Genomic DNA, 22,690 nt, shown 5'->3' on the forward strand with positions numbered 1-22,690 from the left:
CCTGTCAGGTGGTGGGAAGGTGCACGTCGTGGGGTCGGACCGCCCAGGGCACCCCGGCCTCGGACGGCAGTACGCCGGTCTCCGCCGCCGCGCGCAGCACCGCGTTGACGCCCCGGATCACCCGCACCCGTTGCGGGCCGTCGCCGACGGCGCGCACCGGGTCGCCGTCGAGCAGCGTCGGTTCCGGCGCGTCCCGCAGCGCGTCGAGCACCGCGGTGAACGGCTCGGTACGCGCCAGCGGCGCGATCAGCGGCATGCCCGTGGCGCGGTGGTCGAGCAGGTTCGCCAGCAGTCCCTGCCGGCCGGGCACGGTGCGCGGGTGGGCGTCGCCGGGCAGGCGCAGCCGGTCGGTCGGGTATTCCAACACCGCCCGCCCCCGCTCGCCGGTGACCAGCACGTCGCCGGCGACGTGCTCCTCGGCGGCCAGGGTCAACGCGGCCAGCACCGGCGGGCCGGCGTGCGGGGTGAGCCGCAGGATCGTGGTGTCGTCCACCTCGATCGGGCGGACCCGGTAGCGCTCCACCTCGATCCGGGTCGGCCGCACCGGCGCGCCGGTCACCGACTCGGCCACCGCCAGGCACTGCATGACGGCGTGCGCGAGCGGGTTGGCGAGCGCCCCGTCGACCGCCGGCCGGCCGTCCACCGACCGGCGGCCGGCCCAGGGGGAGCGGGCGTAGTAGGCGTCCGGACGCTGCCAGGCGGCGACCGTCGCGATGCCGGTGACCGGGCCGAGCCGCCCGGCGGTCAGCGCGCCGGTGAGCGCGGTCAGCGCCGCCGAGCCGAGCGCCTGGAAGTTGACCTGCACGGCCCGGCCGGCGGCGGCGGACGCGGCCCGCAACGCGCGGTGTTCGGCCAGGTCGAGCACCGGCGGTTTCTCCAGCAGCAGATCCGCGCCGGCGGCGAGGACGTCCCGCGCGATCGGCAGGTGGGTGTGCGGCGGCGTGCACACCACCACCGCGTCGGGGCGGGACGTGGCGAGCATCGCCAGGTGGTCGGTGAAGATCCGCGTCCCGGGTGGTGTCGGTGCGTCCGGCTCGTCCTCCGGCGGTCGTACGTCGACGAGGGCGACCAGGCGCAGCCGGCCGGCGGCGTGCAGCGCGGCGATCACCCGCCGGTGCCAGCGGCCGTGCCCGTTCACCCCGACGAGCGCCACCCGCGGGGGCCCGCTGCCGCTCACCGGGCCACCCCCGGCGGGCCGCCGCCGGCCGGACCAGCGCCGCCGGATCGACGCGGGAACCCGCCCGTCACCGGGCACCGGCCAGGGTGGCGCGGACGCCGTGTCGTTCCAGCGCGGTCAGCCAGCCGGTCACGGCCGCGCGGAATTCGTCGTCGGCGGCCAGGTCGGCGGGGATGACCTCGCGGACCGCGAAGATCGCGTCCACCACACCGGCCGGGGTGTGTCGGCCGTCGGCGAGCGCCGCGCGCAGCCGGTCGGCGAGCGGGTCGTCGAGCGGCAGCGGGCGGCCGTCGTCGGTGTGGCCGAGCAGGAACCGCAGCCAGGCCGCGACCACGAGCGCGCTCCACCGCGCGGACCGGCCGGCGGCCCGTAGGTCGGCCGCCGTGTGCAGCACCCGCTGCGGCAGCTTCTGCGAACCGTCCGAGGCGACCTGCGCGGTGCGGTAGCGGATCGCCGGGTTGCCGAACCGGGCGAGCACCTGCTCCCCGTAGTCGGGCACGGAGACGCCGGGCGGCGGGGTGAAACTCGGCGCGATCTCCTCGGCGACCAGCCGGCGCAGCACCGCGTCCAGGTGCGGCAGCGCCAGCGCGTCGACCACCGTCTCCGCGCCGGCCAGCGCGCCGAGGTACGCGGTGGCCGAGTGCACGCCGTTGAGCGCGCGCAGCTTCAGCCGTTCCCACGGGCCGGCGTCGTCGGTGAGGACCGCGCCGGCCCGTTCCCAGGCGGGTCGGCCGCCGGGGAAGTCGTCCTCGATCACCCACTGCGACCACGGCTCGGCGGCGACCGCCGCCAGGTCGGTGACGCCGAGCGCCAGGCGTGCGGTGTCCCGGGTCTCGTCGGTGCTGGCCGGCACGATCCGGTCGACCATGGTGCCGGGGCAGGTGAGCTGCGCGGCCACCCGGTCGAGCGTGGCGTCGGGCACCCGGGCCAGGGTCAGGCACTGGTCGACGAGCGAGCGCAGCCGGCGGCCGTTGGCGGGCAGGTTGTCGCAGCTCACCAGCGCGATCGGCCCGGCGTCGGCGGCGGCGCGGGCGAGCAGCCCGCGCACCAGCAGCCCGGGCACGGTGCGCGGCGGCCGGTCGGTGGTGAGGTCGGCGGTCAACTCCGGGTCGGCGGCAAGCGCGCCGGTCACCGGGTCGAGCTGGTATGCCTTCTCCGTCACGGTGAGCGTGACCACCCGGATCGCCGGGTCGGCGAGCAGGCGCACCACCGCGTCCGGGTCGCTCGCCGCGTGGCGTACCCCGGCCAGCGCGCCGATCACCCGGGTCGACGCGCCGTCGGCGGCGAGCGTGGTGACGCTGAACAGCGCGTCCTGGGCGGCGAGCGCCTCCACCACGTCGGTGCTGCGCGGCGCGACGCCGATGATGCCCCAGTCGCCGCCGGCCGCGCCGATCGCCGCCTCGGTGTGTACGGCCTGGTGGGCGCGGTGGAACGCGCCGAGCCCCAGGTGCACGATGCCGGCCGGCACGGTGCCGGGGCGCACCAGCGGCCGGCTCGCCTCGGGCAGCCGGCGCAGCGTGGCCAGGCCGAGCCGGCCGGTGTCGACGGTCACCGCCATGCCGGCCCCTCGGGGAAGCGGAACTCCGCGATCGACTCCGGCCGCATGGTGGCGCTGTAGCCCGGCGCGGTGGGCAGCAGGTAGCGCCCGCCCCGGGTGCGGACCGGGTCGACGAAGTGCTCGTGCAGGTGGTCCACGTACTCGACCATCCGGCCGTCCAGGCCGGTGCTCACCCGCAGGTGGTCGAAGACGGCGAGGTGCTGCACGTATTCACAGAGCCCGACGCCGCCGGCGTGCGGGCAGACCGGCACCCCGAACTTCGCCGCCAGCAGCAGCTCGGCGAGCACCTCGTCGACGCCGCCGACCCGGCACGCGTCGACCTGCATCACGCCGATCGCCTCGGCCTGGAGCAACTGTTTGAAGATGACCCGGTTGGCGGCGACCTCGCCGGTGGCGACCCGGCACCGGCCGCCGGACAGCTCGGTCACCGCGCGGGCGATCCGGGCGTGGCCGAGCACATCGTCGGCGTGCGTGGGCTCCTCGATCCAGTACGGGTCGACCTCGACCAGCACCGCCATCGCGGCGATCGCCTCGTCGACGTCCCAGACCTGGTTGGCGTCCATCATCAGCAGCGCGTCCGGGCCGATCTCGGCCCGGATGATCCGGGCCCGTCGCAGGTCGTCGTCGAGCCGTCCGCCGACCTTCATCTTCATCGCGCGCCACCCCTGGGCGTACGCGTCGCGGGTCAGCGCCCGCACCTGCTCGTCCGGGTAGCCGAGCCAGCCCACCGACGTGGTGTACGAGGGGAAGCCGTCGCGTTCGAGCGCGGCCGACCGGTCGGTGAGGCCGTCGCGTCCCTTGTCGAGGAGGGCGGCTGCCTCGTCCGGGGTGAGCGCGTCGGTGATGTGGTGGAAGTCGACGGTGGCCACCAGCTCGTCGGTGGGCATCTCGGCGAGGTACCGCCACATCGGCTTGCCGGCGAGCTTGGCGCGCAGGTCCCAGACCGCGTTGACAAGCGCGCCGGTGGCCATGTGGATGACGCCCTTCTCCGGGCCGAGCCAGCGCAGCTGCACGTCGGCGCTGAGCGAGCGCCAGAACGCCACCGGCTCGGCGGCGATCTCGGCGACGGTGCGCCCGCGCACGTGGTGGGCGAGGGCCCGCACCGCGGCGCAGGTGATCTCGTTGCCCCGGCCGTTGGTGAAGGTGAACCCGGCGCCGGTCGGCCCGCCATCCGTGGTCAGCTCCACGTACGTGGCGGAGTAGTCGCCCCGGTTGATGGCGTCCGACCCGTCGCCGCTGGCGGCGGTCGGGAAGCGCACGTCGTGCACCGTGACGTCGACGATCCTGGTCACGCGCGGTCACCTCCGAACTTGAAGACCTGCTTGGGCAGCCGGTAGGCCAGGTCGACGATCGTCTCGGCGGCCTCGTCCGCGCCGAGGCGGTGCTCGGCGACCAGGCGGGCCAGGAAACCGGCGTCGACCCGGCGGGCCACGTCGTGGCGTACCGGGATGGAGCAGAACGCGCGGGTGTCGTCGACGAACCCGGCCGTGTTGTAGAAACCGGCGCTCTCGGTGACCGCCTCCCGGAACCGGCGCAGCACCTCCGGCGAGTCGAGGAACCACCAGGGCGCGCCGAGGCGCAGCGCGGCGTAGCCGCCGGCCAGGGGCGCCAGCTCCCGGGTGAAGGTGTCCTCGTCGAGCGTGTAGAGCACCACGGTCAGCCGCGGGTCGTTGCCGTGCGCGTCCAGCAGCGGCGCCAGGCCGTGCACGTAGTCGGTGGCCTGCGGCACGTCGCCGCCGACGTCGCGGCCGTGCCGGGCGTACAGCCAGCGGTTGTGGTTGCGCACCGCGCCGGGGTGCAGCTGCATCACCAGGCCGTCGTCGAGCGACATCCGGGCGAACTCCAGCAGCATGTGCGCCCGGAACGCCTCCGCGTCGCCCGGGTCGGCCAGGCCGCGCCGGCCCTTGTCGTAGAGCGCCGCGGCCTCCGCCGGGTCGAGATCGAGGGTACGGGCGGTGGGGTGCCCGTGGTCGGAGGAGGTGGCCCCGGCGGCGGCGAACGCGGCCCGGCGCTGCCGCAGCGCGGCCAGGTAGCCGGCGTACGTGCCGGTGTCCTCGCCGGAGACGTCGGCGAGCCGGTCCACGTTCGCCGCCCAGCCGTCGAACTCCATGTCCACCACGTCGTCCGGGCGGAACGTGGTGACCACCCGGCCACCCGGCCCACCCCAGCCGTCGGCGGCGAGCTTGGCGTGCCGGCCCAGGTCGTCCAGGGGCGACTCGGTGGTGGCGAGCACCTCGATGCCGAAGCGGGTGAACAGCTCCCGGGGCCGGAACGCCGGCTCGGCGAGGCGGGCGGCGAGCGCGTCGTAGACGGCGTCGGCGGTGGCCGGGCCCAGCGGGGTGTCCACGCCGAACACGTTGCGGAACGTCTGTTCCAGCCACAGCCGCGACGGGGTGCCCCGGAACAGGTGCCAGTGCGCGGCGAACCGCCGCCAGATGGTGCGCCCGTCGGTCTCGACCGGGCTGCCGTCGACGCTCGGCACGCCCAGGTCGGCCGGCGGCACGCCCTGGCTGAGCAGCATCCGGGTCAGGTAGTGGTCGGGCACGATCAGCAACCGGGCCGGGTCGGGGAACGGGCGGTCCTCGGCCAGCAGCGCCGGGTCGACGTGCCCGTGCGGGGAGATGATCGGCTGCTCGGCGGCCAGGGCGTACAGCTCGCGCGCCAGGGCGCGCTGGCCGGGCTCGGCGGGCAGCAGCAGATCGCTGGGGGAGATGATCGGCACGGGTGCGGGCTCCTCGGTCAGGGCAGGGTGAGCAGGTCGGCGACCCGGACGGGCGCGCCGGTCTCCAGCGAGCGGTTGGCGGCCAGGCCGGTGAGCAGGGCGAGCGCGCCGTCGTACGCGGTGGCGGCCCGGCCGAGCGGGTCGGCCTCGCCGCCGAGCAGCACCCGGGTCATCCGGGTGTCCGCGCCGCCGTGCCCGCCCCGGGTCCAGCCGTCCACCGGGATCTGGACCGGCGGCTCCCAGAACGGTCGCAGGGTGAGCCGGGCCTCACCGCGCTCCACGGCGGCCTCGTCGCCGTGCAGCGCCGCGCCCTTGAGCGCGGACGCGTCGCCGGGGCTGACGTGGTCACTCTCGGTCACCTCCAGTTCGAGGCGGCCCCGGCTGCCGTTGACCATCACCCGGTAGCCCTCCCAGGGGGCGTACGCGGTGAGGTGGTAGGTCATGGTGGCGCCGGTGGAGTAGCGGGCCAGTACGGCGAGGTCGTCCTCGATGGTCACGCCGGGGGCGAAGACGTTGCGGTCGCGGTGGTAGCCGTCCTCGGCCTCGGCGTCGAGGTAGAGCTCGCGCAGCCGGGGGTGCTCGGCCAGCCGCAGCGCGAACGGGTCGTCGGCGGCGGCCGGGGCGCCGTGCGCCCGGTCGTAGTCGCGGGCGTAGCCGTGCCGGCGGCCGGTCTCGCCGTAGAAGAACAGCCGCCCGGCCGCGTGCACCTCGACCGGGCGCGCGTCCAGCCACCAGTTGACCAGGTCGAAGTGGTGGCTGGCCTTGTGCACGAGCAGACCGCCGGAGGTGGCTTTGTCCCGGTGCCAGCGGCGGAAGTAGTCGGCGCCGTGGCGCACGTCGAGCAGCCACTCGAAGTGCACCGACCCGATCTCGCCCACCGCGCCGTCGGCGAGCAGCCGCCGGAGCTGTTCGTGCAACGGGTTGTAGCGGTAGTTGAACGCGACGGTGACCTGCCGGCCGGTCTCCGCGACCGCGTCCAGGATGCGCCGGCAGCGGGGTGCGTCGACGGTCATAGGCTTCTCGGTGATGACGTCGCAGCCGGCCCGCAGGGCCGCCACCACGTACTCGTCGTGGGTGACGTCGACGCTCGTCACCAGCACCACGTCGACGCGCTCCTTCGCCAGCATGGTGGTGAAGTCGGCGGCGGCGTACGTGGGCACCGGCGGCTGGCCGAGTTCGGCGAGCCAGCGGTTGTGCGCGTCCATCCGGGTCTGGTTGACGTCGGCCAGGGCGACCAGCTCGGTGGCGTCGGCGTGGTCGAGCGCGAGCGCGCGGACGAACATCTCGGCGCGCGCTCCGGCGCCGACCAGGGCGTGGCGGACCCGTCTCCGGGCCGGTGATGACATGACGTCGGCCTCCCGCGGTGCTGCAAAGGTTTGCAGCCGAAGAAACCATGCCGGGCGACGCGTCGTCAATGGTCGATGGCTTTCCCGTACCATGAATCCTGATCCGTGTGGTTATATCCGCCCACCGGGCGTGCGGTCGAAATCGATCCGTAACAATGAGGCGTTGACACCGGAGCAACCGTTTGCATTAATTGGCGGCACCCGTGACCCCCACCACATCGGACCAGGGAGCCGCCGTGCCAGCCACCATCCGGGACGTCGCCCGGGCCTCCGGCGTGCACATCTCCACCGTCTCCCGCACGTTCTCGGCCCCGCACCTGGTCAACCCGGAGACCCGGGGCCGGGTGCTGGCCTGCGCGGAGGACCTCGGCTACCGCCCCAACCGGGCCGCCCGCGCCCTGATCACCGGTCGGACGCACAACATCGGCCTGATCGTCGCCGACATCGCCAACCCGTTCTTCCCGCCGCTGATCAAGGCGGCGGAGGGGCAGGCCCGGCACCGCGACTACCACGTGTTCGTGGCCGACACCAACGAGGACGTGATCGCCGAGGAGGACCTCGTCCACGCCCTGGCCAAGCAGGTCGACGGCGTGCTGCTGTGCAGCCCGCGGATGAGCAACAGCCTGATCGAGCAGGTCAGCCGCGAGGTCCCGGTGGTGGTGATCAACCGCCAGGTCGCCGGCCTGCCCTGCGTGATGATGGACGTCGGGCAGGGCGCCCGGTCCGCGATCGAGCACCTGCTCGGCCTCGGCCACCGGCGGATCGCGCTGCTCGGCGGCCCGCGCGGCTCGTGGACCGCGCGGGAGATGCGCCGGGCCGCCTCGGCCGCCGCCCGCAGCGGCGGCGGCGAGCTGACCCTGCTCGGACCCAACCAGCCCACCGAGACCGGCGGCGGCGCGCTCGCCGAACCGGTACGCCGCAGCGGCGTCACCGCCGTGCTCGCCTACAACGACCTGATGGCGCTCGGCCTGATCGAAGGGCTCGACGCGCTGGGGCTACGGGTGCCGCAGGACGTCAGCGTGGTCGGCGTCGACGACATCGCGCTGAGCCGACTCACCCGCCCCAAGTTGACGACGGTGGCCACGCCGACCGCGGCCGCCGGCCGGACGGCCGTCGACATGCTGCTGCAACTCGACTCCGACGCGCCGCGCGGCGCCCGGGGCCGGGGCGCGGCGGCCGGCGACCGTCGCACCACCGCACAGGTAATGCTCCAGACCGTACTTGTCGTCCGCGACTCGACCGGGCCCGTGCCCGAGCCCGGTCGGGACGGCGCCGGGACCTGACCGGGTGGCCCGGGCCCGCATAGCGGTGCGGACCCGGGCGGCCCGTGGACGGCCACCGGTGACGTCGTCGCCTCCCACAGCCGAGGAGTGAGCGCAGATGCACCCCGCAACGTCCCCCACCGCCGGCGCACCCGCCGGGCGGAATCACCGTACCCCCCTGTCCCGACGTCGATTCGTCCGCGGCCTCGCCGCCGTCGCGCTGGCCGCGCCGCTCGCCCTGGGCGCCGCCGCCTGCGGCGACGACGACGGCGGCGGTGACGGCGGCCAGGTCAAGCTCTCCATCTTCTGGTGGGGCGGCGAGGCCCGGGCCAAACTCACCGAGGACGCCCTGGCCCTCTACACCAAGAAGCACCCCGAGGTGACCTTCGAGAAGACCTGGCAGGCCAACCAGGGCTACTTCGACAAGCTCGCCACGCTCACCGCCGGCGGCAACCCGCCCGACCTGTTCCAGATCGACGACAACTACCTGGCCGAGTACGCCGGCCGCAGCACCACGCTCGACCTGGGCAGCTACCGCGACTCCGGCAAGCTCGACGTGTCGAAGTTCCCCAAGAGCCTGCTGGAGTACGGCGTGGTCGACGGCAAGCTCGCCGGGGTGGCCGCCGGGGAGAACACCCAGGGCCTGGTCTACAACAAGACGCTGCTGGTGGAGAACGGGCTGCCCGAGCCGACCACCGGGATGAGCTGGGAGGAGCACATCGCCTGGGCCGAACAGGTGGCGAAGAAGACGAAGGTCCCGGGCACCCAGGACCCCAGCGCCGACTACAAGGCGCTCTGGGTCTGGCTGCGCCAGCAGGGCAAGGACCTCTACCAGGGCAAGGAGCTCGGCTTCACGGCCGAGGACGTGACGAAGTGGTTCGAGCTGTGGAAGGGCGCGCGGGACTCCGGCGCCACCCCGACCGCGGACGTCATCCACGTGGGCAACGCCACCGACATCACCAAGCAGCTCGTGGTCACCGGCAAGGCGGCCACCTCCTGGGTCTGGGCCAACCAGATGCCGGACCTGAAGAAGAACACCAAGAACGAGCTGGGCGTGGTGGCGTACCCGGGTGACCCGAGCGGCCAGTGGGCCCGCGCCTCGATGTACTGGTCGGTGTTCAAGGGCAGCAAGCACCGCGACGCCGCGGTCGACGTGATCAACTTCCTGAACAACGACCCGGAGGCGGTCGCGCTGCTCGGCACCGACCGGGGCCTGCCGTCCAACATGGACCTTAGGGCCAAGGTCAGCGAGACCGCCACCGACCCGGCCATGAAGCAGTCCATCCAGGTCGAGTCCGACCTGGCGCAGAAGTTCGGCCCGTCCCCGCAGGTCCCGATCAAGGGACACAGCAAGGTCAAGGCCGAGCTGACCAAGGCCGCCGAGAACGCCCAGTACGGCCGGGCCACTCCGGCCCAGGCCGCGGAGCAGTTCGTCACCGCCTGCAAAGCCGCGATCGCCTGACACCCCGCCGCCGAGAAGAAAGGAACCGGCCCGTGGCCCTCACCACGGCGCCCGGCCGGACCCCACGAACCGGACCGGCCGGCCCCCGCCCCACGCGGCGCGGGGCCGGCCGGGCCCGGCTCGGTGAGGGCCTGGCAGGGTACGTCTTCCTCTCGCCCTGGCTCATCGGACTGATGGGCATCACGGCGATCCCGATGCTGCTCTCGCTCTGGCTGAGCTTCACCGACTACGACATCCTCACCCCGCTGTCCGAGGTGCGCTGGGTCGGGCTGGACAACTACGAACGGATGTTCACCGCCGACCCGTCGTACTGGCACGCGGTGCGGGTCACGCTGACGTTCGCGCTGGTCGCCGTACCGCTGAAGCTGGCCGCCGCGCTCGGCGTGGCGCTGCTGCTCAACCGCGCCTGGCGCGGCGTCGGGCTGTTCCGCGGCCTGTTCTACCTGCCGTCGCTGCTCGGCGGCAGCGTGGCGCTCGCCATCGTCTGGGTCAACATGTTCAACCGGGACGGCGCGTTCAACTCGTTCCTCGCGCTGTTCGGCATCGAGGGGCTGCCCTGGGTCGCCGACCCGGACTGGGCCCTGCAGACGCTCATGGTGCTGGCCATCTGGCAGTTCGGCGCGCCCATGGTGATCTTCCTGGCCGGGCTCAAGCAGGTCCCCACCGAGCTGTACGAGGCGGCGGCCGTGGACGGCGCCGGGGTGTGGCGGCGCTTCCGCGCGGTCACCCTGCCGATGCTCTCCCCGGTGATCTTCTTCAACCTGGTGCTGGAGACCATCCACGGGTTCCAGGGCTTCACCGCCGCGTTCGTGCTCAGCAACGGCACCGGCGGCCCGGTCGACTCCACCCTGATGTACACGCTGAAGCTCTACATCTCCGGCTTCACCGACCTGGAGATGGGCTACGCCTCGGCGATGGCCTGGGTGTTCCTGCTGGCCATCGCGCTCATCACGGCCGTGTTCTTCAGCACCGGCCGGTTCTGGGTGCACTACTCGGACGGAGGGGACGACTCATGACCGCGGTGACCGCCGTCGCCGGCCGCCGTCGCCCGCGCAACCGGCAGACGCTGCGCCTGCTGGTGCTCGTGGCGATCGTGGCGGTGGTGCTCTACCCGCTGATCTGGATGCTCGGCACCTCGGTCAAGTCGCAGGCCGAGATCGTCAACAACATCGGCCTGCTGCCGGAGACGTTCACCCCCGGCAACTACGTCGACGGCTGGACCAACTTCGACGTCAGCTTCGGCCGGTTCTTCCTGAACAGCGCCATGGTCAGCCTGCTTACCGTGGTCGGCAACGCGCTGTCCTGCCTGCTCGCCGCGTACGCCCTCGGGCGGCTGCGGTTCCGGCTGCGCAAGATGTGGTTCGCCGTCATGATCGGCACCCTGCTGCTGCCCGGGCACGTGCTGATCGTCCCGCAGTACATCCTGTTCCGCAGCCTCGGCCTGGTCGGCGGCGACTGGCCGTACCTGCCGCTGCTCATCCCGCACTTCCTGGCCACCGAGGCGTTCTTCGTCTTCCTCATGGTTCAGTTCATGCGCGGCATCCCGCGCGAGCTGGACGAGGCCGCCAAGATCGACGGCGCCACGCCGTACGGCGTGTTCCGGCACGTGATCCTGCCGCTGAGCCGGCCCGCGCTGGTCACCACCGCGATCTTCTCGTTCATCTGGACCTGGAACGACTTCTTCCGCCAACTGGTCTTCCTGTCCACCCTGGAGGACTACACCGTTCCGGTGGCGCTGACCCTGTTCATCGACTCGACGAGCCAGAGCGCGGTCGGCCCGATGTTCGCCATGTCCGTGCTGTCCCTGCTGCCGGTGTTCCTGTTCTTCCTCGCCTTCCAGCGGATGCTCGTCGAGGGCATCAACACCAGCGGGTTGAAGGGATGAGCGCCGACCGCCCCCGCCGGGACTGGCGGGACACCCTCGCCGAGGCGACCGACCTGGCGCTGCTCGGCTTCGCCGTGGCGCTCGCCGCGCTGCCGGTGCTCACGCTCGCCCCGGCGATCGCCACCGCCAGTGCCGCGCTGCACGACCGCGCGGTCACCGGGTCGTGGCCCGCGGCTCGGACCACCCTCATCCGGTTCGGCCGGGCGCTGCCCGCCGGCCTCGCCGCCAGCGCCGTCGCGCTCACCGTCGCCGTGGCGCTCGGCGCCGACCTGCTCGCGCTGGCCACCGGCCGGGCACCCGGCGGCGGCCCCGCCCTGGCCGTCACCGCCGTCGTGGCCGCGGCCCTGCTCGGGTACGCCGGCCTGGTCGCCGTCGCGATCGGGCGCACCGGCGGCCGGGGCTGGCGGGCCGCCGCCCGGCACGTCGCCCGCACCTGCCCGCAGCGGCCCGGCGCGTGGGCCGCCGCCGCCGGGACCTGCGGCCTGGCCGTGCTGCTCGCCGCGCTCGTCACCCCGGTCGCGGTGCCGATCCTCGGCGGGTACACCCTGGCCGCGCTGCACGCGATCGACGTCCGCTTCGCCGACCGTCAAGCGGCCCTCGCCGGTGCCCTCGGCCGTCCGGGCGGCGCGCCGGAGCCGGCGCGGGCCCACCACCCGGCAGTCGGACCGGAGGCGTCGTGACCGCCGATCCCCGCGCCGCCGCTGCCGGGACGGACGCTGCCGCCGCCGGGACGGAAGCTGCCGCCGCCGGGACGGACGCTGCCGCCGCCGTTCCGGACGCGGCCCGGGCCGGCACGCCGGACGCCGCCGCGACTGGTGCGGAGCGGCTGGTCGTGGCCGGGGTGGAGGTGGCCCGCTACGTGGTCCGCCCCGACCTGGACCCCCGGCACGGGCCCCGGCCCTACCTGCACCCGGTGCGGACCCGGGCCGGCGTCCCGGTCACCGACGCGCTCCCCGCCGACCACGTCTGGCACCTCGGCGCGTCCCTCGCCGTGCAGGACGTGGCCGGCGCGAACCTGTGGGGCGGCCGGACGTACGTGCGCGGCACCGGCTACACCTGGCGCGACGACCACGGCGTCATCGCCCACACCGGCTGGCGGGACCGGGCCGCCGACCGCCTCGACCACGATCTCGAATGGCGGGCCGCGGGCGGGCGGCCGTTGCTGCGCGAGCACCGCACGCTGACCGCCGCCCCGGCCGGCGACGACGCCTGGTGGCTCGACCTGAGCGCCACCCTCACGTCCGCCACCGGCGGCGACGTCCACCTCGGCAGCCCGGCCACCAACGGCCGACCCGGCGGGGCCGGCTACGGCGGCTTCTTCTGGCGGGTCGCGGCCGGGCCGGAACCCCGGGTGCGCACCGTGGACGCCGCCGGCGAGGAGGCGGTCAACGGTTCGGCCGCGCCCTGGCTGGCGCTGTTCGGCACCGGGTCCGGCGGCGGCGCGTACACGCTCGTGTTCACCGGCCTCGGGCCCGGCGACAGGTGGTTCGTGCGGACGGCGATGTACCCGGGCGTCTGCGTCGCGTACGCCTTCGACCGGCCGGCGGTGGTCGCCGCCGACCGCCCCCGCCGCAACCGGCACCGGGTGCTCGTCGTCGACGGTCACCTCGACCCGGCGGACGTCCCGGCCCGGCTGGCCGCGAAGGCCACGTCGTGACCGGCCCGGCCCGCCGTGCAGGCCACCTCATGAGCGGGCCGGAGGTGGCCTGCGTGGGCGAGACCATGGTGGTGCTCGCCCCCGACGACGGCGGTCCGCTGGAGCACGCCGCCCGGCTCACCGTCGGGGTGGGCGGCGCGGAGTCCAACGTGGCGATGGGGCTGGCCCGGCTCGGCCACCGCGCGGCCTGGCTCAGCCGGGTCGGCGACGATCCGTTCGGCCGCCGGGTGATCGCCGAGATCGTCGCGTCCGGCGTGGACGTCTCCCTGGTCACCGTCGACCCGGCCGCGCCGACAGGCGTCTACCTCAAGGACCCCGGCCCGGCCGGCACCCGGGTCCACTACCACCGGGCCGGATCGGCGGCCAGCCGCCTCGACGCGCCGGACCTCACCGACCCCCGGCTGGCCGGCGTCCGGCTGCTGCACCTGTCCGGGATCACCGCCGCGCTCTCCGATTCCTGCCACGGGCTGCTCGCGCACGCGCTGACCGGGCGGGCGCTGCCCGACGCCCGGGTCGTCTTCGACGTGAACCACCGGCCCGCGCTCTGGCCCGCCGACCGGGCCGCCCCGATCCTGCGCGACCTGGCCGACCGCGCCGACGTGGTGCTCGTCGGGCTGGACGAGGCGGCGACGCTCTGGGGCAGCGCCGACCCGACCGCCGTCCGCGACCTGCTGCCCGGACCCGAACTGGTGGTGGTCAAGGACGGGCCGGTCGGCGCGACCGCGCTGCCGCGTACCGGGCCGGCGGTCTTCGTGCCGGCGCCGCAGGTGGACGTGGTGGAGCCGGTCGGTGCCGGGGACGCCTTCGCCGCCGGCTTCCTCGCCGGACTGCTGCGCGAGGTTGACCTGAGATCGTGCCTGCGGTTGGGTCACCTCACCGCGGCACCGGTGCTGGCCGTGCCGGGCGACACCGCGCCACCGCCGGACCCGGCGCGGATCGCCCGGGCGCTGGCGCTGACCGACCGGGACTGGGCGACGCCGGTACGGCGACGCGACGGAGGGAACGGCACATGAGCGCACACGACTTCGCACCGCTGTTCGGCGACGCGCGGGTGATGGTGATCCTGCGGGACCTGCCGCCGGAGGAGACGGTCCGCCTCGCCGAGGTGGCCTGGGACCTCGGCATCGACGTGGTGGAGGTGCCGATCCGTACCCCGGGGGCGGTGCCCGCGCTGCGCGCCGCCGTCACCGCCGGGCGGCGCCGGGACCGGATCGTCGGCGCCGGCACGGTCCGCAGCCCCGCCCAGGTCCGCCAGGCGATGAGCGCCGGCGCGGCGTTCACCGTCGCCCCCGGCCTCGACCTGGCCGTCGCGGACACGGCCCGCGGCTACGGCATCCCGCACCTGCCCGGCGTGGCCACCCCCACCGAGGCGCAGCGGGCGCTCGACCACGGCCTGATCTGGCTCAAGGCGTTCCCGGCGGTCAGCCTGGGCCCGGCCTGGTTCCGGGCGGTCGCCGGACCGCTGCCGGAGGCCCGGTTCGTGGCCACCGGCGGCATCGACGCCGGCAACGCGGGCGACTTCCTGGCCGCCGGGGTGCGCGTGGTGGCGGTCGGCTCGGCGCTCACCGACCCGGCGCAGCTCCCGCGCCTCGCCGCGCTCGCCACCGGGGACCCGGTCAGCTGACCGTGCGACCGGACGTGGTGGCGGTGGTGCGGATCGCCTTCACGATCGCCGGAATCGAACCGATCAGCAGCACCAGCGCCCAGATCAGCGCCACCACGGCGAACACCACCGCGCCCAGGTCGTCGAGGATGCTGACCAGGATCACCGGCAGCAGGCCGTGCAGGAACTGCAGCACCACCGTGCACAACAACGTGGTCAGCGCCAGCGCGACGAGGCCCTTGTTGCGCAGGAAACGCGGTTGGGCGGCGAGCAGCAGCCCGGCCCACACCAGCTTGAGCAGCAGCACCAGCCCGAGCAGCACGGCCGCGTCACCGACCGGGAAGAACCCCCACACCGCCAGGTACGCCAGCGTGCCGAACGGGGGCGCCAGGAACAGCGAGACCATCACCGTCAGCTCGACGAACGCGACGATCAGCAGGACCAGCGACACCAGCAGCAGCACGATCGAGAAGACGAGCGTGGCGACGCCCTGCAACCGACCCTGGACCCGGTCCGGCAGCACCAGGCTCAACGCGAACAGCCCGGTGGTCCAGAGCGCCACCACGTCGATCAGCGCGAGATAGCCGGTGCCCCGGCCGGACGGCTCGGCCACCCCGCCCACGTCGCCCAGCTCCACGCCGAGCTGCCCGGCGCTGTCCCGCAGCGCGGAACCCGCGTCCCCGCCGCCGGTCAGCGCCGCCGCGCCCAGCTCCACCCCGACCACGAGCGCCACCGCCAGCAACGCCAGCAGCAGGAACGGCTTGCGTAGCTCACCCATGTCGCGTCCCCTCCCGGACGGGCCCGGTCCGGACCGGGCGCGCTCCTCCCCGGGCGGGCCCGGTCAGGAACGGGCGATCGTGACCGCGCACCCGCCACCTCCCGGGCACCGCAGGACCACCTCGGTCTCCCGGTCCACCGCCACCTTCGCCACCGGCCCGCCGTCCGGCCCGGGCGTCACCTCGTCGGTGACGGTGACGTCCGCGTCGCCGGGCGCGGGGGCCGTCACCTCGAACGGCGTCCCGCCGCGCAGCACGAGCGTGCGCAGGGACCCCGGATCGGCGACCCGCAGCCGGCAGACGGCGTCGAAGCCGACCACCACCCCGTCGGCGGTGGCGGTCGGCGCGGTGGCCGGCGGCACGCACGCCACGGTCACCGTCGCCGGGTCCACCGCACCGGCGCCGCGCCCGAGCCGGCCCAGCGGGCCCGGCCCGGCGGCCGGGTCGCCCGGACCGTCACGTCGCCCGGCCACCGCCACCAGCCAGAGCGCCACCAGCAGCCCGGCCAGCGCGACAAGCAGCACCTTCTGCCGCCCGGTCATGCTGCCGATCCGGTTCGCGACTGCGGGGCTCGCAACACCGGCTCACTCCTCGCGCTCACGGCAGGTCGACCGGGGTGAACCGGATCAGGTCCACCCCGGCGAAGTAGCCGTCGGTGCCCTGGGTCTTGCTCACCGCCACGAGCGTCAGCGTGTGCGGCCCCCGGGCCAGCTCCACCGTGTCCACGTCCAGCTCGTCGGTGCGCACCACGGTCGGGGTGAAGCCGAAGAACGTGTCACCCACCTGCCGCCCGTCCACCAGCCAGATGGTGTTCGCGTAGTCGTACGACGTGACGCGCACGGTGGAGAACCGCCACCTGCCGTCCGCCGGCAGGTCCACCGACACGGTCACCCGGTCGCCGACCGCCCGGCCCAGGAAGAACAACTGTTTGTCGCCGGAGAAGACCACGCCGCAGCAGTTGTCCTGCGCCACCACCGCCGCCTTCGTGGCGCTCTTCGACGTCACCTCGGCGCCGGCGACGAGCGTCTCCGCCTCCACCGCCACCGGCTGCACCGCCGGCGTGGGGGGCGTGTCCGGGCCGCGGGTCACCAGCCACACCACCACGCCGGTCACCACGAGCAGCAGCACCGCCGCGGCGGCCACCCACGGCCACGGCGAGCGCCTCGGCCGTTCGACCGCCCGCACGTCGTACGTCACCCGGCCGCTGGACCGGGAACTCTCCTCCGGCGCGGTGTTCGCCGAGTACGCGAACCCGGTCACGTCGTAGCGCCGGGGCGGGGTGCCGGGCGGCACGGCGAGCCGGACCAGGACCGACACCGACCCCTGCCCGGGCACCACGCGCTGCGGCTCGGCCACCGTGAACCAGGCGCGTTGGCTGCCCTCGCCGGGGGCGACGTCGAACACCACGGTGTCCGGCGCCGCCCCCGGGTTCGACACGGTGAAGGTCAGCTCGCCGGTGTTGCGGGCGTCCAGGGTGAACTGTTCGGCGGCGGCGACGACTGTCCATTCGGTGGTCATGACGGCTCCTCGGGCGGATCGTGCGGCGGGGGAGGGGGCACGTGCGCCCGGCCGACCGCGCGCACCGGCTCTGGCGGCATCGGGTCGGCCGGCGGCGTCGGGTCGGTGGGCGGCGTCGGGTCGGTGGGCGGCGTCGGGTCGGTGGGCGGCGTCGGGCCGGCGGGTGTGCCGGCCGGCGCGGCGACCACCTCGACGGTGACCGCGGCCGGCTTCTCCGCCTCGACGATCCGGGTGACGAGCGCCAGCCGGTCCGCGGCGGCCGGCGGCACGCGCACCACCAGGTGGAACGGCCGCTCCGCCGGCTCGTCGAGGACGAACCCGGTCACCCCGGTGGCCAGCTCCAACGCGGTGCGCATCCCGTACGGGGTGCCCCGCCAGCGGGCCAGCAGCGCGCCGTGCGCCACCAGGTCGCGCAGCCGGCCCACCGGCAGCGGCAGCGGCGCGTCCGCGGGCGGCGCGGCGACCACGTGGTCCATCGCCACCCACCGGCTCAGGTACGCCACGAACCCGTCCGCCGTCCGGTACGGCCCGAACAACGCGTCGACGTCGGCGAGCACCGCCTCGTCCGGGGCGTGCAGCGCCTCCATCACGTCCAGCAGCGCGCCCAGCACGCTGCCCGGGCCGGCGGCCCGCTGGTACGCGGCCGGCAGCAGCCGCTCAATCGCCGCTCGACGCATCCTGCCGCACCACCTCGATGTCGTGCTCGCCGGAGCAGAGCAGCCAGGTGCCGGGCACGGTGACCACGTCGGCGGTGGACTGGTTGGCGCTGGCCGCCCAGTCCTCGCCGTCGCCGCTGCGGTACACGCCGCGCTCGCCGCCGGCCAGCACCAGCCGCCCGCCGTCACCGGCCGGCGCGGTGGCGGCGATCGCGTCCACCGGGGAGAACCGGGTCCGGTCCCGCAGCGGCAGGCCGCAGTTGACCATCACCGACCGCCACTGCGGCTGCCCGGCGAGGGTGTCCAGCCGGACCACCCCGCCGCTCTGCGTGGCGGCAAGCGCCAGCGGGCCGCTGAACGCCAGGTCCCGGCAGGTGCCGCCGATCCAGCCGGCGGACATCGACTGCCACTGCACGTCGGACTCGAACAGGCGGGTGCGGTGGGCGCCCTGGCCGGGCTTCTTCGGGTCCGGCTCACCCGCGCCGCACCACAGCAGCGTGGCCGGGCCGTCGTACTGCACGGCGAGAACCCGGTTGTCCACGTTGGCCAGACCCACGTGGGTGAACGTGCCGGGGCGGCCGGCGGCGGTGGACAGGTAGACCCCGAACCCGGCCTGCGCGGCGACCGCCACCCCGGGCGCGCCCCGCTCGGAGACGAACGACCGCACCGCGTAGAAACCCCGGTCGGCGTCGGCCGGGTCGACCAGGATCTGCAACGGCACCGCGCCTGGCAGCAGCGGCACCTCGTACAGGCCCGCGTCGGTGGCCAGCAGCAACGCGCCGGTGCCGTCCCGGTCGATCCAGGCCAGGTCCCGCACCCCGGCCTCCAGGTCGGTCAGCAGCGTCCAGCTCTCGCCCAGGTCGGTGCTCAGCCGCACCCGGGAGCCACCGGCGTCGCGGGTGCTCACCACCGCCACCGAGCCGGCCCGGGGCACCACGCCGGGGCGGACGGGGGCGGGCGCGGGGGCCACCCGCACCACCGTCTCCTCGTCGAACCGGCCGGCCGGCTCCCAGCCCGCGCCCGCGTCGGTCGACCGGAACAGCACCGGCCCCCGCCCGGCGTACCAGGTGCCCGGCTGGTACTGGTCCACCGCGACGGTGCGGACCTGCGCGTCCGGCGCCTCGTCCACCACGAAGCGCACCGACTCGACGTAGCGCACGCCCGGCTCGGCGTGCTCCAGCATCCGGTAGACGTTCGAGGCCCGCAGCGGCTCGCCGAACGCCCAGCCGGCCGGGTTGAGCGGCGTGGGCAGCGGGCTCAACGTCTGGTGCAGCCGGTCGTGGATGCGGCGGCGGACCGCGTCGACGTCCTCCTCGCGGCGCACCACCACCCGGGCCCGGACGGAGACCGCCTTGTAGCGTGCCCAGCCGGCGCGCACCGCCGTACCCAGCGCCCGGCGCCGCTCCAGGTCCGCCTCGACCCGGCGGCGGGCCTCCTCGACCTCGTGCTCGCGCAGCATCGACACCGGCAGCCGGCCGCCGGGGCGGGCCGCCTCCGGCACGTACGGCACCAGCACCACCTCCACCTCGCCCGGGCGGGCGAAGCTGTAGACGGCGGCCCGGGTGAACGCGCGGGCCCGAGCGACCGCGCCGGAGCCGGTGGCGAGGATCTCGAAGTCCCGCGCGGTCACCGCGCGCTGCTGGGCGAAGAACTCGTACGGCCCGCGCGCCAGCACCGACTCCAACGACTCCAGTTCCCGCCCGCCGGTGGCCGGCGCCGGGTTGTCCACCCGCAGCCCCGGCAGCGGGTCCCGCAGGCTGGTCAGCACCCCGGCGGCCACGTTCCCGGCCGGCCCGCCGCCGCACCGGTACCAGAGCCGCACCTGCCGCCCGGCCGGCGGGACCGCCACCGTCGTCGGCCCGGCCGCCCCCTCGACGGCCGGGCCGCTCCCGGGTCCGTTCCCGGTGTCCGGCTCGGTGCCGGTATCCGGTCCGGTCCCGGTGTCCGGTTCGGTCCCGGTGGCGCTTACCGGGCGCAGGTCCAGCGCCGGGGCGAACGTGACCACCCCGGAGGCCCGGTCGACCAGGTAGACCTTGGCCTGCGGGCCGAGACCGGCGAAGCTGTCCACCGGCCGCCAGATCTCGTACGTGCGGCCCTCGTGCTCCCGGGCCGCGGCGCCCAGCTCCACCGAACCGGTCGGCACCTCCACCCCGAGCAGCAGGTCCAGCGCTTCGGTGGTGCGGGTCAGCGGGGCGCGGGCGGCCCGGAACGTCTGCCCGGGCTGACCGGTGCCGGTGCCCAGCAGCTCCGCCTCGACCGGCTCGCAGTGGTGCACCCGTACCGTCACCTCGGTCTCGCCGGCGGGCAGCAGGGCCGGCTCGGTGGTCACGAAGACGACCGGCCGGGGATCGGCGCCGCGGGCGGCGGCGACCCGGGTGCCGGCCGGCACCCGGACCGGGCCGCTATCGGCGCCGGTGCGGGTGAGGCGCACGTCCGCCCAGGCCGCCGCCGGCGGGTGCCGGGTCGCGCCGAGCAGGTTCAGGAACGCGACGTACGCCTTCTCCGGCAACTGGTTCAGCCGGTAGATCATCACCTCGGTCAGGTAGGCGAACGCCTCCAGCAACGCCATCCCCGGGTCGTGCGCGGACAGGTCCGTCCAGTCCGGGCAGGAGCGGCGGATCCGCTCCCGGGCCTCGGTGACCAGGTCGAGGAAGGCGCGGTCGTCCAGGTGCGGCACCGGCAGCGTCATGAGATGGCCCCCTCACCGGTCCGGTCGGCCGGGTCGTCGTCGAGGTCGGCGTCGGGCGGCAGCAGGTCCACGGAGAACACCAACTGGCCGGGGGAGAGGCTCGCCCGCACCCGGTAGTCCAGCCGGATCACCAGCCGCCACGGGTCGTCCGGGTCCGGCCCCGCGTCCACGTCCAGCACCTCGACCCGCGGCTCCCACCGCCGGATCGCCTGCCGGACATAGTGGATGGCCAGGCCGGCGGTGGTGTCGTCGTTGGGCGCGAAGACCAGCCGGTGCAGCCGCGACCCGTACCCCGGACGCATCAGCCGCTCGCCCGGCGTGGTGGACAGCAGCAGGCACAACGCCTGGCGTACCGTCTCGTCCCCCTCGGTCATCGCGAGCCCGCCGGCGGCGGTCAGCGCGAGCCCACCGGCGCGGCCCGCGTCGAAGCCGGCGCCCACGAACCGGAAGGCCCTCATGCGTCCGCCCCCAGGAAGCTCTGCCGCGGGTCGCGGACCTGGTGGTGCACGGTCCCCGGCGGGGTCCCGTCGGTGAGGCCGTCCAGGTGCGACAGCACCACGGGTTGCCGGTCCACCCGCAGCCAGGCGCTGTAGCCGACGGTCACGGTCATGGTGTGCAGGCAGGGTTTGATCGTCGGGCCGTAGTTCGGGCAGGCGGTGATGTCGCGCTCCTCGGGGTCGGGCCGCACCAGCACCGGCACGCCCCGCACGCGCACCCACTGCTGCGACGGGCGGTTCGCCACCCGCCCGTCGTGTCCGCAGGTGATCAGCGAGTCGCGGTGGATCCAACGCATCAGCCACCTCCGGCGGAGCGGGCGAGGGTGCGGGCCTGGGCGGCGGCGGTCGCGGCGTCCTCGGCCGCCGGGGCGTGCAGGAAGTCGACGGTCCTCGCGCGCACCACCACGGCCCGACCCGGCGCGGACAGCACCAGGTCACCGGCCGCGTGCACGGTGGTCAGCTCGGGGCGCAGCTCGACGAAACTGCCCGCGTCGGTGGCCAGCCGCAGCGTGCGGCCGTCGTCGTCGATCACGATCGACTGGCCGGTGCCGGTCCGCACCGACCACCGCCGGGACCGGCCGGAGACGATCCCCGCGTCGTACGGCTCGACCGCGCCGAACAGCGAGCCGAGCACCACGCCCGCCGCCGGCTCGCCGCCGGGCAGCGCCACCAGCACGGTGTCGTCCGGGTCGGGCAGCGCGACGATGCCCTTGCCCCGGCCCGCGCCCGGACAGGCCACGGCCAACCAGCCGGCGTCCAGGTCGCCGTACGCGGGCAGCGACACCCGGGCCCGGCCCAGCCCGTCCGGGTCGTCGACGTCGGTGACCGTGCCGAGGGTGACCGTCGCCGCCGGGGGCGCGGCCACCGGGGGCGGCTCCGGCGGGGCGGTGGAGAACCGGGTCAGGTGGCCGTCGGCGTCCACCGTGTGCACCACGTCCGTGAGCACGTACACGCCGCACACCGGATCCGGGACCCCGGCCAGGGCGATCCGCCGGCCCGGCCGCAACGCCGGATCGCCCCCGGCCGTGCCCTCGACGGTGACAAGTGACGCGACCCGGGCGTCCAACCCGGCCTGGGCCAGCGCGGCCAGCTCGTCGTCGCTGCGCCCGGGCTGGTCCACGGCGGTACGCACCCCGTCCGCGCCGACGTCGCCCGGCGCCGGGCGCAACGCGATCCGTCGCCCGCTGCGTGCCTCGCCGGCCCGCTGGCCCAGCGGCTCGGCGCGCTGCGGATGCCAGCCCAGCGCGGCGCACTGGGCGCCGGCCCGGTCCAGGTTCTCGGAGATCCGCACCGCGTGCACGGTCTCGCCGAGGGTCAACGGCACCGGCTCGCCATGACCGTCCAGGGTGAACAGACGCAGCCGGTCACCGTCCACGCTCAGGTGCAGCCCGGCCCTCTGCGCCACCTCGCACAACAGCTCCAAGTCGGTGTGCCGGTGCTGGAGCAGCCGGTCCAGGCGCGGCCCGTCGGCCTCGGCGGACACCCGCAGGCCCAGCCCGGCGCACAGCTCCCCGGCCAGCTCGGCGGCCGTCACCGACTCGAACACCCGCAACTCCTGACGCTTGCGCAGCCGGTGCAGCGGGTCGTACGCCCGGATCCGCAGCAGTGCCGCGCCGTCACCCGCGTACTCCACCTCCACGGCGGTCACCTCACCGGTGAACAGGGCATCCGGGGTGCCGTCCAGGCGTACGTCGAGGGCGGCGCCGGGGCGTACCTGTGGGTCGAGGGCGCCCGGACCGGGCAGGGCGGCCAGGGTCACCTCGCACTGCGTCGGCACGTCCAGCCGGGCGGCCACCCGGATCCCGCGCAGCCGGGCCGGGTCGGCCGGCGGCCGGCCGTCCACGGTCACCGTCGCGGCCCGGTTCACGGCGCGCCTCCCGTC

21 protein-coding genes are annotated in these 22,690 nt (G+C 75.1%); 8 read left to right on the forward strand and 13 right to left on the reverse strand.

Annotation, left to right across the window (positions count from 1 at the left end):
- Positions 1–4: 4 nt before the first annotated feature.
- The 5 genes from O7602_RS12130 to O7602_RS12150 form a co-directional block, all read right to left on the reverse strand.
- Positions 5–1,177 carry a Gfo/Idh/MocA family oxidoreductase gene (locus O7602_RS12130; RefSeq protein WP_281588841.1) on the reverse strand — a complete coding sequence of 391 codons (1,173 nt, stop codon included), beginning with the start codon at positions 1,175–1,177 and terminating at the stop codon, positions 5–7.
- Between the two features lie 67 nt (positions 1,178–1,244).
- Complete coding sequence (locus O7602_RS12135) at positions 1,245–2,735, reverse strand: mannitol dehydrogenase family protein (protein ID WP_281588843.1); 1,491 nt, start codon at positions 2,733–2,735, stop codon at positions 1,245–1,247.
- The gene (locus O7602_RS12140) at positions 2,726–4,027 is read right to left on the reverse strand and encodes an enolase C-terminal domain-like protein (RefSeq protein WP_281588845.1); all 1,302 of its coding nucleotides are present in this window, start codon (positions 4,025–4,027) and stop codon (positions 2,726–2,728) included. Before O7602_RS12140 ends, O7602_RS12135 begins: the two co-directional genes overlap by 10 nt.
- Positions 4,024–5,457 (reverse strand): glucuronate isomerase, encoded by a 1,434-nt coding sequence (uxaC, locus tag O7602_RS12145; protein ID WP_281588847.1) that lies wholly within the window; start codon positions 5,455–5,457, stop codon positions 4,024–4,026. The genes O7602_RS12140 and uxaC overlap by 4 nt, the downstream gene beginning before the upstream one ends.
- 17 nt (positions 5,458–5,474) lie before the next feature.
- The gene (locus tag O7602_RS12150) at positions 5,475–6,803 is read right to left on the reverse strand and encodes a Gfo/Idh/MocA family oxidoreductase (RefSeq protein ID WP_281588849.1); all 1,329 of its coding nucleotides are present in this window, start codon (positions 6,801–6,803) and stop codon (positions 5,475–5,477) included.
- A gap of 236 nt (positions 6,804–7,039) precedes the next feature.
- On the opposite strand from O7602_RS12150, the gene O7602_RS12155 reads away from it, so the two are divergent.
- The 8 genes from O7602_RS12155 (at position 7,040) to O7602_RS12190 (ending at position 14,693) form a co-directional block, all read left to right on the forward strand.
- Complete coding sequence (locus O7602_RS12155) at positions 7,040–8,086, forward strand: LacI family DNA-binding transcriptional regulator (protein WP_281588850.1); 1,047 nt, start codon at positions 7,040–7,042, stop codon at positions 8,084–8,086.
- A 97-nt stretch (positions 8,087–8,183) separates the two neighbouring features.
- Positions 8,184–9,527, forward strand: a complete 1,344-nt coding sequence (locus O7602_RS12160; protein ID WP_281588852.1) for an extracellular solute-binding protein — start codon at positions 8,184–8,186, stop codon at positions 9,525–9,527.
- Between the two features lie 32 nt (positions 9,528–9,559).
- Positions 9,560–10,543 (forward strand): sugar ABC transporter permease, encoded by a 984-nt coding sequence (locus O7602_RS12165; protein ID WP_281588854.1) that lies wholly within the window; start codon positions 9,560–9,562, stop codon positions 10,541–10,543.
- The gene (locus tag O7602_RS12170) at positions 10,540–11,412 is read left to right on the forward strand and encodes a carbohydrate ABC transporter permease (RefSeq protein ID WP_281588856.1); all 873 of its coding nucleotides are present in this window, start codon (positions 10,540–10,542) and stop codon (positions 11,410–11,412) included. Before O7602_RS12165 ends, O7602_RS12170 begins: the two co-directional genes overlap by 4 nt.
- The gene (locus O7602_RS12175; protein ID WP_281588857.1) at positions 11,409–12,092 is read left to right on the forward strand and encodes a hypothetical protein; all 684 of its coding nucleotides are present in this window, start codon (positions 11,409–11,411) and stop codon (positions 12,090–12,092) included. Before O7602_RS12170 ends, O7602_RS12175 begins: the two co-directional genes overlap by 4 nt.
- Positions 12,089–13,069: a PmoA family protein gene (locus tag O7602_RS12180; RefSeq protein WP_348651320.1), complete on the forward strand. Its 981-nt coding sequence runs from the start codon at positions 12,089–12,091 to the stop codon at positions 13,067–13,069. Before O7602_RS12175 ends, O7602_RS12180 begins: the two co-directional genes overlap by 4 nt.
- Positions 13,070–13,122: 53 nt before the next feature.
- Positions 13,123–14,082 (forward strand): sugar kinase, encoded by a 960-nt coding sequence (locus tag O7602_RS12185; RefSeq protein WP_281588858.1) that lies wholly within the window; start codon positions 13,123–13,125, stop codon positions 14,080–14,082.
- Entirely contained in the window at positions 14,079–14,693 is a 615-nt protein-coding gene (locus tag O7602_RS12190) for a bifunctional 4-hydroxy-2-oxoglutarate aldolase/2-dehydro-3-deoxy-phosphogluconate aldolase (RefSeq protein WP_281588860.1), read from the forward strand. Before O7602_RS12185 ends, O7602_RS12190 begins: the two co-directional genes overlap by 4 nt.
- On the opposite strand, the gene O7602_RS12195 is transcribed toward O7602_RS12190, so the two are convergent.
- The 8 genes from O7602_RS12195 to O7602_RS12230 all read right to left on the reverse strand — a co-directional run bounded on the left by O7602_RS12195 (position 14,686) and on the right by O7602_RS12230 (position 22,675).
- The gene (locus O7602_RS12195) at positions 14,686–15,450 is read right to left on the reverse strand and encodes a hypothetical protein (RefSeq protein WP_281588862.1); all 765 of its coding nucleotides are present in this window, start codon (positions 15,448–15,450) and stop codon (positions 14,686–14,688) included. The two genes, O7602_RS12190 and O7602_RS12195, sit on opposite strands and share 8 nt — an antisense overlap.
- A 63-nt stretch (positions 15,451–15,513) precedes the next feature.
- Positions 15,514–15,990, reverse strand: a complete 477-nt coding sequence (locus tag O7602_RS12200) for a hypothetical protein (RefSeq protein ID WP_281588864.1) — start codon at positions 15,988–15,990, stop codon at positions 15,514–15,516.
- Positions 15,991–16,045: 55 nt separating this feature from the next.
- Complete coding sequence (locus tag O7602_RS12205) at positions 16,046–16,966, reverse strand: hypothetical protein (protein ID WP_281588866.1); 921 nt, start codon at positions 16,964–16,966, stop codon at positions 16,046–16,048.
- Positions 16,963–17,643, reverse strand: coding sequence for a phage tail protein (locus O7602_RS12210; RefSeq protein WP_281588867.1), 681 nt, complete (start codon positions 17,641–17,643; stop codon positions 16,963–16,965). The genes O7602_RS12205 and O7602_RS12210 overlap by 4 nt, the downstream gene beginning before the upstream one ends.
- On the reverse strand, positions 17,624–20,311 hold the full coding sequence (locus O7602_RS12215) for a putative baseplate assembly protein (RefSeq protein WP_281588868.1): 2,688 nt from the start codon (positions 20,309–20,311) through the stop codon (positions 17,624–17,626). Before O7602_RS12215 ends, O7602_RS12210 begins: the two co-directional genes overlap by 20 nt.
- Entirely contained in the window at positions 20,308–20,769 is a 462-nt protein-coding gene (locus O7602_RS12220; RefSeq protein ID WP_281588870.1) for a GPW/gp25 family protein, read from the reverse strand. The genes O7602_RS12215 and O7602_RS12220 overlap by 4 nt, the downstream gene beginning before the upstream one ends.
- Positions 20,766–21,104, reverse strand: coding sequence for a hypothetical protein (locus tag O7602_RS12225; protein ID WP_281588871.1), 339 nt, complete (start codon positions 21,102–21,104; stop codon positions 20,766–20,768). The genes O7602_RS12220 and O7602_RS12225 overlap by 4 nt, the downstream gene beginning before the upstream one ends.
- Positions 21,104–22,675 (reverse strand): phage baseplate assembly protein V, encoded by a 1,572-nt coding sequence (locus tag O7602_RS12230; protein WP_281588873.1) that lies wholly within the window; start codon positions 22,673–22,675, stop codon positions 21,104–21,106. The genes O7602_RS12225 and O7602_RS12230 overlap by 1 nt, the downstream gene beginning before the upstream one ends.
- Positions 22,676–22,690 lie beyond the last annotated feature (15 nt).

The organism is Micromonospora sp. WMMD1128, assembly GCF_027497235.1.
Classification (GTDB): Bacteria; Actinomycetota; Actinomycetes; order Mycobacteriales; family Micromonosporaceae; genus Micromonospora.

What these genes read in the sequence shown, in the direction of transcription:
- O7602_RS12135 (WP_281588843.1), bottom strand. Translation starts at nt 2,735, where the DNA reads ATGGCGGTGACCGTCGACACCGGCCGGCTCGGCCTGGCCACGCTGCGC.
- O7602_RS12150 (WP_281588849.1), bottom strand. Translation starts at nt 6,803, where the DNA reads ATGTCATCACCGGCCCGGAGACGGGTCCGCCACGCCCTGGTCGGCGCC.
- O7602_RS12160 (WP_281588852.1), top strand. Translation starts at nt 8,184, where the DNA reads ATGCACCCCGCAACGTCCCCCACCGCCGGCGCACCCGCCGGGCGGAAT.
- O7602_RS12170 (WP_281588856.1), top strand. Translation starts at nt 10,540, where the DNA reads ATGACCGCGGTGACCGCCGTCGCCGGCCGCCGTCGCCCGCGCAACCGG.
- O7602_RS12175 (WP_281588857.1), top strand. Translation starts at nt 11,409, where the DNA reads ATGAGCGCCGACCGCCCCCGCCGGGACTGGCGGGACACCCTCGCCGAG.
- O7602_RS12190 (WP_281588860.1), top strand. Translation starts at nt 14,079, where the DNA reads ATGAGCGCACACGACTTCGCACCGCTGTTCGGCGACGCGCGGGTGATG.
- O7602_RS12195 (WP_281588862.1), bottom strand. Translation starts at nt 15,450, where the DNA reads ATGGGTGAGCTACGCAAGCCGTTCCTGCTGCTGGCGTTGCTGGCGGTG.
- O7602_RS12200 (WP_281588864.1), bottom strand. Translation starts at nt 15,990, where the DNA reads ATGACCGGGCGGCAGAAGGTGCTGCTTGTCGCGCTGGCCGGGCTGCTG.
- O7602_RS12205 (WP_281588866.1), bottom strand. Translation starts at nt 16,966, where the DNA reads ATGACCACCGAATGGACAGTCGTCGCCGCCGCCGAACAGTTCACCCTG.
- O7602_RS12210 (WP_281588867.1), bottom strand. Translation starts at nt 17,643, where the DNA reads ATGCGTCGAGCGGCGATTGAGCGGCTGCTGCCGGCCGCGTACCAGCGG.
- O7602_RS12215 (WP_281588868.1), bottom strand. Translation starts at nt 20,311, where the DNA reads ATGACGCTGCCGGTGCCGCACCTGGACGACCGCGCCTTCCTCGACCTG.
- O7602_RS12220 (WP_281588870.1), bottom strand. Translation starts at nt 20,769, where the DNA reads ATGAGGGCCTTCCGGTTCGTGGGCGCCGGCTTCGACGCGGGCCGCGCC.
- O7602_RS12225 (WP_281588871.1), bottom strand. Translation starts at nt 21,104, where the DNA reads ATGCGTTGGATCCACCGCGACTCGCTGATCACCTGCGGACACGACGGG.